This is a genomic window from Nostoc sp., assembly GCF_036917455.1.
GTDB lineage: Bacteria > Cyanobacteriota > Cyanobacteriia > Cyanobacteriales > Nostocaceae > Nostoc.
The window spans coordinates 39,399-46,539 of the sequence record NZ_JBALDK010000094.1; the positions used below are offsets into that span (position 1 = coordinate 39,399).

A 7,141-nucleotide genomic window follows, 5' to 3' on the forward strand; every position below is an offset into this window, starting at 1 on the left:
GTAAGATAAACTCATCAATATTGACTTACACTAAGGGTTTAGGCTAGCAATATCTGCAATTATTATAACTAAAGGCTTTTATCTTAATATTTTTCATTGTTTCTTTGTAAAACGACAAAAATTTGTAAAAAAACTCCTCATTTTGTCAGAATTCAGAATCCAGAATCCAGAAGTCAGAATTAAGAAGACTTTGATACCCAAACTTAATAATTTTAATAAAATCAAGAAGTTATTACAGGCTTGATTTTACAATTATTCTGGCTCCTGACTCCTTACTCCTGAATTCTTGCCTCATTTTCATTGTCTCTAATTCGCAGTTGGATTAACTTAAAACTTTTCTCAAAATGAGTCAAAAATTTAGTGTTTCTGGAATTGCGAGTTCAGCTTATGTGCATATTCCCTTTTGCAGACGGCGGTGCTTTTATTGTGATTTTCCGGTGTCTGTTGTGGGCGATCGCTTGCGGGGCGAAACATCTGGTACTATCTCCCAATATGTTGAGGTGCTGTGTCAAGAAATTGCCATTACACCAGCCTTTGGTCAACCTCTAAAGACAATTTTCTTTGGTGGTGGTACTCCTTCGCTGCTATCAACAGAACAGCTAGAACGAATAGTAACAGGGCTAGAGAAGCATTTTGGTATTGCAGCTGGTGCAGAGATTTCTATGGAAATTGACCCAGGCACCTTTGATTTAGCGCATATATCAGGCTATCGCAGTGCAGGCGTGAACCGGGTAAGTTTGGGTGTACAAGCCTTTCAAGAAGAATTATTGCAGAGGGCGGGGCGATCGCACTCAGTTGAAGATATTTTTGCAGCTGTGGAACTAATCCACCAAATTGAGATTCCCAAATTCAGCTTAGACTTAATTTCTGGGTTGCCGCATCAGTCTTTGGATCAATGGCAGGATTCCCTAACAAAAGCGGTGGCGCTTTTACCCACTCACATTTCTATCTACGATCTCACCATCGAACCAGGTACAGCCTTTGGTCGTTACTACAAACCTGGCGATACTCCTTTACCCACTGATGAAGCCACAGTCAAAATGTACCAGATGGGGCAGCAGGTTTTGACTGGTGCAGGTTACGAGCATTATGAGATTTCTAATTATGCCCAACCCGGTCATCAGTGCCGACATAATCGAGTGTATTGGGAAAACCGCCCTTACTACGGCTTTGGGATGGGTGCGGCGAGTTATGTTGAGGGGAAACGCTTCACTCGTCCGCGCAAGACTAGGGAGTATTACCAGTGGATACAAGGTGGCGCTGTGATTGATTGTGATGTGACTCCCCCAAAAGAAGTATTGTTAGAAACGTTAATGTTGGGGTTGCGTTTGGCGGAGGGTTTGAGTTTGGCGGCTTTGATGGAGGCGTTTGGAGAAGAGAAGGTGGAGGAGATTTGCAGGTGTTTGCAAAGGTATTTTGATAAAGGTTGGGTGGAGATTGCAGAGGGAAGATTGCGTTTGATCGATCCCCAAGGGTTTTTGTTTTCTAATGTGGTGTTGGCGGAGTTGTTTGAGAAGTTGGGGTGACAAACCACACCAGGCGCAGAGTCCGCAGAGAGAGGAGGGGAGATTTATGCAGAAAAATCAAGTTAGAAAGGCTGTGATTCCGGTAGCTGGTTTTGGGACTCGGTTGTTTCCAGCTACCAAAGTTGTGAAAAAAGAACTTTTTCCGATTATCGATCGAGATGGTAGGGCAAAACCTGTGATTCTTGCAATTATTGAAGAAGCAATTAGGGCTGGAATTGCAGAAGTGGGGATTGTGGTGCAGCCGGACGATCGAGAAATATTTGCAGATTTATTGAAAAATCCACCTAAAAAAGAACTCTTACAAAAACTTTCACCACAAAATCAAGAATATAGTCGATATCTGGAAGATTTAGGTAGCAGAATTACAATTTTATTGCAAGAGGAACAATTAGGTTATGGTCATGCAGTATTTTGTGCTAAAGATTGGGTACAAGATGAGCCATTTTTGTTAATGTTGGGCGACCACATTTATACATCGGATATTGAAAAATCTTGTGCTAGTCAAGTTTTAGATGTTTACGAACAAGTTAATCAAAGCGTTGTGGGTTTGACTACAATGCCAGCAGAAATTATTCATAAAGCTGGGTGTGTAACAGGAGTTTGGCAAGAGTTAAACTCGATTTTGTCAGTAACGCAACTATATGAAAAACCGACTGTTGAGTATGCACAAAGGCATTTACATGTAGAGGGAATGGCAGACAATGAGTTTTTAGGCATATTTGGTTTGTATTTACTCACGCCGAAAATTTTTGACTTTCTAGCAGAACACATCAACCAAAATTTTCGAGAGCGAGGTGAATTTCAGCTAACATCTTGTCTAGAAAAATTACATCAAGCAGAGGGAATGACAGGATACGTTGTGAAAGGTAAGTGTTTTGATACAGGATTGCCAGATACTTATCGTCAGACAATGATTGATTTTAGAAATTTCTAGATTAATCTTGTTTCAAAAAGTTTTGGGCGATGAAAAATCGCAACTACACAAGCAAAGTTCACCTCCGTGGACTAAGAGAAATTGAGTCGCTAGTAACTATATAATTACGAATTACGAATTACGAATGATGAATTATTTTGCAACGGTTGCTCGTGGATTAGAAACTCTCGCGGCTCAAGAGTTAGAGCAATTGGGAGCCAATTCTGTGGAACCAGGGTTTTGTGGTGTAGCCTTTGAGGGCGATCGCACTCTCCTTTATCGCGTCAACCTCTGGGCTAGGCTACCGTTCCGAATCTTGGTGAATATCCATGATTTTCCATGCCTTGATGCCAAGGATCTCTATCGTGGCATTCAGAGTATCGATTGGATAAACTATCTCACACCAGACATGACGCTGGCGGTAAATACCACCGGCAAAAACGATCGCCTCAACCACACCCACTTCACATCTCTCCAAGTCAAAAATGCGATCGTTGACCAGCAGCAAGAAAAGCTGGGTGAGCGTTCAAATGTAGAGCTTCATGAACCAGATGTGCGGATTAATGTTCATATTGAACGCGATTTTTGTACCGTTAAACTCGACAGTTCTGGAAATAGTCTGCACCGCCGAGGCTATCGCCCTGCCGTTGGATCGGCCCCTCTCAAGGAATCTCTGGCTTCTGCCCTTATTCAACTTTCGGGCTGGCAGCCCAACCAGATGTTCTACGATCCTCTCTGTGGTTCTGGTACTTTACCTCTAGAAGCTAGCTTAAAAGCACTTAATATAGCGCCAGGGCTATTTCGTGATTGCTTTGGATTTGAAAATTGGCTCGATTTTGACCTGCCTCTTTTAGAAAAGCTGCTCCAAGAAGCTAAGGACAGTCAATTGGATAACTTGACCGCACCTATTTGGGGAAGCGATCGCGATGAAAATGTAATTGAGCAAGCGATTACCAATGCTCAAAACTGCGGTGTTGATAACCATGTATGGTTTTCTCAAATGGAGTTAGCCGATGTTGTCGCCCCCGCAGACAGTGGAATTTTATTATGCAATCCACCTTATGGCGAACGGCTGGGGCGAGATAGTGATTTAGGGGCATTTTACAAACTTTTGGGCGATGTGTTGAAACAACGCTTCAAGGGCTGGACTGCATTTGTGCTAAGTGGTAACAAGGAACTATCTCAATCCATTGGACTGAAATCATCCCAACGGATGGCAGTGTACAACGGAACTATACCTTGTCAGTTAATGAAATATGAGTTGTACTAAGGGCGTGTAGTATGGTTTACCCGCATTTCTCACAAGCTTGAGGGGAAGGGGAGCAGAGGGGCAGAGGGGAAAGAACTTGGTTTTTGAACTCTCCCCTGCTCCCTCACTCCCCTGCTCCCCTGCTCCCCTGCTCCCCTGCTCCCCTGCTCCAGCCAAGGTTTAGCCCATTCTGACTTCTGAATTCTTCTTCAATTACTCAAAATTGAGTACCAGTGAGGATGTGCTGTATTGCCGGGGTTTGTGAGAGCCGCGATCTAAATCTCCTGTTGCGTGGCATTGACTATCTCACATATAAATTGGTGATATTTTTAATCCTCTTTAAAAAATTTAACTTTAGCAAAAAAACGGTTAAAACCCATTCTATATATGGATTAGGGCAGCTAAGATGACAAACAGTTCAAAAAAGTGAAAGTATAATCGGTGACTGACAACCTGCAATTTATTTATCGCTAGAAGGCTATTTATGTCAGATCAATTCACCTTTACCGTTACCAATGAAACTGAACAGGCAATTACAGAGTTGTGGGTATCTGTGGATGATGAAGAGTGGGCTTCATTTACCTTGAGTGATTCAGGGATTCCATCAGGTGAAACAATAACCATTGCTTGGGCTGAATATACGAATGATTCGCCCTGTGAATGGTACATCTCTGCTGTATTTGAAGATGAATCAGAAACAGAGTCAGCCCTATTTAACTTCTGTGAAGAACCAGCTTTGACAATCGGATAAATTCCCCACTGCGATCGCGTTTGATACGCGATTAAATATCGACTCCAGACATAAAAACAAAAGCCCTAACTAGAAAGCATCTAGCTAGGGCTTGATATTAGAATTGACATTTCGCGTTCGCGCAAACGTTCCTAAAGCATGTCGTTTGGATTTTAAACTTCGCTCGATTTTGATCTGTCTCTTTTAGAAAAATAGCCAGTCTGAATTCTTCTTCAACTGCTGAATACGGCAGATGTTCAATATCAGCTTGAAGCTTACTTTTTCATTTAATCGAAAAATAATATTTTTTTTAACAGAAATATAGTCGTTTTACCCAAAATCTGCTGCTTAAAACTGGTACGATGTCTCCGATGGACTATGTATGCTACACTAAAAATTAAAGTGCGTAGCCCATCGGAGACATCGCCTTACACATAACTTAATTGTTTATTTTGCCTGAGTTACGAGTTTGATTTGACAGTTGGTGCTTTTGTATAACCTGTTCAATCTGGCAAGTCACCTCATCTATTCTATGTTTGACCTTATCAAAATCAATATTCACCCAAATATAGGCTTTGTCAGATTTTTTCTGAAAGTTATCCATATATTTTTTTGCTTGTCAAGATAAGTTTTTATATCTAAACAATATAGCTATCTCGATTTACAAACTACTTTCTCTAGACGTATAAGTAGATATGCTTAATGTTTACTTAAGGTTTTATCTGCTAGAAATTCAATCAATATCTACTGAAAGAGACGCGACATGTCGCGTCTCTAAGAACCAAAATATAAATTCTAAGTGTTCTTAAATCTTTGTTTGTAGATACTGCACCAACTGTGGTGCTTGCATTACTCCCTCTATCCGTTCTACAGGCTGACCCTGCTTAAATAGTACTAAGGTTGGAAGAGAGGAAATTTTATATTGACTCGCCAAATCTGTGTATTTTTCTGTGTCAATTTTGACAATTCGCAAGCGATCTTTAAGTTGGGCATTGACTTGCTCTAAAATTGGCACCATCATTTGACATGGGCCACACCAGTCAGCGTAAAAATCTACTAATACAGGTACATCAGAAGCAGACAGCATCTCTTCAAAGCTGTCAAATTGTTTTTTAGTTGCCATGTGACACACACCGATTTTCAATTGTTTGTTTCAATAGTAATTCTTAGAAAATAAAATCGGTATAGGTTCATAGGTTTTTATTGTAAAACGATTAGATTAACCAATATAGACTTATTTTCTCGCCAAAAATATTAAATAATTATAATAAAATTCGCATATCCTTTGCATTTGTGTATTGATTCTTAAATTATGTATTTAAATTATCCTGACCAACTAAATAACTATAGAAGCTTTCACAAAAGTGATTTCTATCAGAGGCGTAGCTGCAATGCTTCTCATACCATTTATTTGTGAGGCTGCGCCAAATTCCATTAGCTTCCTCTATCTTTCTTCGTGTCCTACCCCTGCGGGAAGCGGCTTTGCGTCTATGCGCCCTTTGCGGTTCGTTCCTTATGTAGTTTGGCGCATCTTCATACAGAATTGGTACTAGTCATAGATATTTAATTATCCAGACAATATTCAGATGTTGCCTAAATCACCATAAGATAATTAGCGCGGTATTTCTAAGATTGAGGAACATTAAATGACACTATTAGAAGGTAAAGTTGCTATTATCACAGGTGCTTCACGAGGAATTGGCCGAGCGATCGCAATTGAATTAGCTTTACAAGGAGCGATCGCAGTTGTTAATTATGCCAGTTCAAGTGCAGCAGCCGAGACAGTTGTTACAGAAATTACAGAAGCGGGAGGGGAAGCGATCGCTATTCAAGCAGATGTTTCTAAAAGCGATCGAGTAGACGCACTAGTTAACGCCGTCATGGAAAAGTTTAAGCGTGTGGATATTTTAGTCAACAACGCAGGAATTACGCGCGACACACTGCTTTTGCGTTTAAAGCCAGAAGATTGGCAAGCTGTGATAGACCTTAACTTAACTGGTGTTTTCTTATGTACACGCGCTGCCAGTAAAATCATGCTTAAGCAGCGATCGGGCCGAATTATTAACATTACCTCTGTTGCTGGACAAATGGGCAACCCAGGTCAGTCCAACTACAGCGCCGCCAAAGCAGGTGTAATTGGCTTCACCAAAAGCGTTGCCAAAGAACTGGCTACTCGCGGCATCACCGTTAACGCCGTCGCCCCTGGATTCATCGCCACCGACATGACTAGCGATCTCAACAATCCCGAAGATATTCTGAAATTCATCCCCCTCGGTCGCTTCGGTCAGCCTGAAGAAGTTGCTGGAATGGTGCGCTTTCTAGCCGCCGATCCCGCCGCCACCTACATCACCGGACAGGTTTTTAATGTCGATGGTGGCATGGTAATGGCCTAAATTAAGTATGGTTAAGGCAGGGGACAGGGGGAAAAAGGGTTTGAGCCTTATTTACTTTTCTTCACACAGTTTGGTTTTATTGTGCCTACTGCTGAGTTAAAGGATGCAGGGGATTCGATCCCGAATGAATTGAAGCTACTGTTGTGTTTGCTTGCCGCGCTTTCTTACGAGAGTTCAGTGGGGGGTCTTAAACCCTTGCTATCTCTGCCTCCTGCCTTATCAGTCAGTTATGTATGGGAGCAACGCGAAAAAGTGAGATCCTCGTGAAAAGAGCTCTTGAGGCAGGGGGAGCAGGGGGAGTGAAGAGAAAACTTTAGTATTTTTTACGAC

At 41.6% G+C, this 7,141-nt stretch carries 6 protein-coding genes; 5 read left to right on the top strand and 1 reads right to left on the bottom strand.

The window, feature by feature from the left end; genetic code table 11:
* Positions 1-344 precede the first annotated feature (344 nt).
* The 4 genes from hemW (at position 345) to V7K42_RS10315 (ending at position 4,439) form a co-directional block, all read left to right on the top strand.
* On the top strand, positions 345-1,526 hold the full coding sequence (gene hemW / locus V7K42_RS10300; RefSeq protein WP_334915841.1) for a radical SAM family heme chaperone HemW: 1,182 nt from the start codon (positions 345-347) through the stop codon (positions 1,524-1,526).
* A gap of 46 nt (positions 1,527-1,572) precedes the next feature.
* Positions 1,573-2,460: a UTP--glucose-1-phosphate uridylyltransferase gene (locus tag V7K42_RS10305; protein ID WP_334915843.1), complete on the top strand. Its 888-nt coding sequence runs from the start codon at positions 1,573-1,575 to the stop codon at positions 2,458-2,460.
* A 124-nt stretch (positions 2,461-2,584) separates the two neighbouring features.
* Positions 2,585-3,709 (top strand): THUMP domain-containing class I SAM-dependent RNA methyltransferase, encoded by a 1,125-nt coding sequence (locus V7K42_RS10310; RefSeq protein WP_334915845.1) that lies wholly within the window; start codon positions 2,585-2,587, stop codon positions 3,707-3,709.
* A gap of 463 nt (positions 3,710-4,172) precedes the next feature.
* A complete protein-coding gene (locus V7K42_RS10315; protein ID WP_334915847.1) occupies positions 4,173-4,439 on the top strand; it encodes a hypothetical protein in 267 nt (88 codons plus the stop codon).
* 784 nt (positions 4,440-5,223) lie between these two features.
* Here the strand turns inward: V7K42_RS10315 and trxA are convergent.
* Positions 5,224-5,541, bottom strand: coding sequence for a thioredoxin (gene trxA, locus V7K42_RS10320; protein WP_094328900.1), 318 nt, complete (start codon positions 5,539-5,541; stop codon positions 5,224-5,226).
* Positions 5,542-6,064: 523 nt separating this feature from the next.
* On the opposite strand from trxA, the gene fabG reads away from it, so the two are divergent.
* Positions 6,065-6,811, top strand: coding sequence for a 3-oxoacyl-[acyl-carrier-protein] reductase (fabG, locus tag V7K42_RS10325; RefSeq protein WP_334915849.1), 747 nt, complete (start codon positions 6,065-6,067; stop codon positions 6,809-6,811).
* The last annotated feature ends 330 nt before the right edge of the window (positions 6,812-7,141 follow it).

What these genes read in the sequence shown, in the direction of transcription:
- hemW (WP_334915841.1), top strand. Translation starts at nt 345, where the DNA reads ATGAGTCAAAAATTTAGTGTTTCTGGAATTGCGAGTTCAGCTTATGTG.
- V7K42_RS10305 (WP_334915843.1), top strand. Translation starts at nt 1,573, where the DNA reads ATGCAGAAAAATCAAGTTAGAAAGGCTGTGATTCCGGTAGCTGGTTTT.
- V7K42_RS10310 (WP_334915845.1), top strand. Translation starts at nt 2,585, where the DNA reads ATGATGAATTATTTTGCAACGGTTGCTCGTGGATTAGAAACTCTCGCG.
- V7K42_RS10315 (WP_334915847.1), top strand. Translation starts at nt 4,173, where the DNA reads ATGTCAGATCAATTCACCTTTACCGTTACCAATGAAACTGAACAGGCA.
- trxA (WP_094328900.1), bottom strand. Translation starts at nt 5,541, where the DNA reads ATGGCAACTAAAAAACAATTTGACAGCTTTGAAGAGATGCTGTCTGCT.
- fabG (WP_334915849.1), top strand. Translation starts at nt 6,065, where the DNA reads ATGACACTATTAGAAGGTAAAGTTGCTATTATCACAGGTGCTTCACGA.